General features: G+C 67.7%; 1 protein-coding gene. It reads right to left on the bottom strand.

The features are described from left to right. Positions 1-244: 244 nt before the first annotated feature. Positions 245-1417, bottom strand: coding sequence for an ABC transporter substrate-binding protein (locus L687_RS24550; RefSeq protein ID WP_021198449.1), 1173 nt, complete (start codon positions 1415-1417; stop codon positions 245-247). Between the last annotated feature and the right edge of the window lie 37 nt (positions 1418-1454).

The raw sequence follows: 1454 nt of genomic DNA, 5'->3' as shown, positions 1-1454 counted from the left end.
CAGATCGGCAGGTCGAGCTCGCGCACGAGCCACACCGCGGTGAAGGCCCCGAACATCCCGGTCGCGGCCTGGGCGAAGTTCACCACGCGCACGAGTCGGGACATCAGCGTCAGGCACACGCCGAGGACGGCATAGAGGCCGCCGGCGGCGAGACCGGCGATGGCGCCTTGCAGCATGAGGCGTCCTTTCTGTTCCGAGGGGGGACCTGCCGCCGGTAATGCGCCCGGCGGCAGGCGAGGGGTGACTACTCGCCGATGCGGAGCCAGTCGTCGGCGACCTTCTCCCAGGCGTTCGTGCCGGACTCGAGGATGATCGGCCAGCCCGCGGTGTTCTGGGTGCCGAACGCGTAGGGCGTTCCGACCATCGGGTTCTCGATCGGCTCCATGCCCTTCAGCGCTTCCGAGACGGTCTCGCGGGTGATGTCGCCGTCCATCCCTTCGAGCACCTCGATGAAGTACGTCGCGGCGAGGTACCCGCCCTGGCTGAACGAGGTGAGCGGGATGTCGTTGGCCTCCATCAGCTCTCGCCAGTCGGCGTTGATCTCGCTGTCGTCGGTGAACGGGTAGAACTCCGCCGGCACGTAGATGCCCGCGCCCGCGTCGTCGATCGCCTCGGCGAAGTTCTCGCTGTAGACGCTCGTCAGGTAGAGCCAGGTCACGTCGTCCCAGCCCTGGGCGTTCGCGGCCTTGACCTGTCCGATCGCGTCGGGCTCCACGGGATTGATCGCCAGGGCCTTGCAGCCCTGGTCGCGTGCCTTGACGATGTAGGGGGTGTAGTCGGAGGCGCCGTACGGGACGGTGTCGTCGACGTACTTCGGCTTCTTGCCGGTGATCTCGGTCCACTTGTCGATCGCGGCCTGGTAGGTGGGGCGCGTGGAACCGGCGATCTCGAGCAGGATGCAGATGTCGTCGAGGCCGAGCACCTCGGATCCGTACTGCAGCGTGAGCGTCATGTCGTTGAACGGTCCGACGTTCGCGGGGGAGATGTTCTCGCTGTCGAAGCAGCCGGTGTCGACTCCGATGCCCGGCATCGAGAGGATGCCCTCCTGCTCGTAGTACTTGGCGTTGATCTCGCACTCGATGAGGCTGGCGGAGCCGACGAGCGCGACCGCGCCGTCGCTGCCGACAAGCTCGCGTGCGGAGGCAGTGGCCGTGGCCGGGTCGCCCTTGTCGTCCAGCATCTTGTAGTCGATCGTGCGGCCGTCGAGTCCGCCCGCCTCGTTGAAGGCCTCGAACACGGCGGCGGCGGCCTGCGAGGCTTCGGGGAAGGTCGCGGGACCGCTGATGGTGTTGACGGAGCCGACGACGATCGGGTCGCCGCTCCCACCGCCGGTTCCGCCGTCTCCACCGGCGCAGCCGGCGAGGGTGAGGGCTGCCACGGCGAGGAGCGCCGCGGTGCCGGATGCTCGTGTGTTCATGTGCTTCCTGCCTCTCGTGTTCGGGTGGTGCTGTGTT

The sequence above is a fragment of the Microbacterium maritypicum MF109 genome (genome assembly GCF_000455825.1).
GTDB lineage: Bacteria > Actinomycetota > Actinomycetes > Actinomycetales > Microbacteriaceae > Microbacterium > Microbacterium maritypicum_A.
This window is presented reverse-complemented; position numbering and strand designations above follow the sequence as displayed.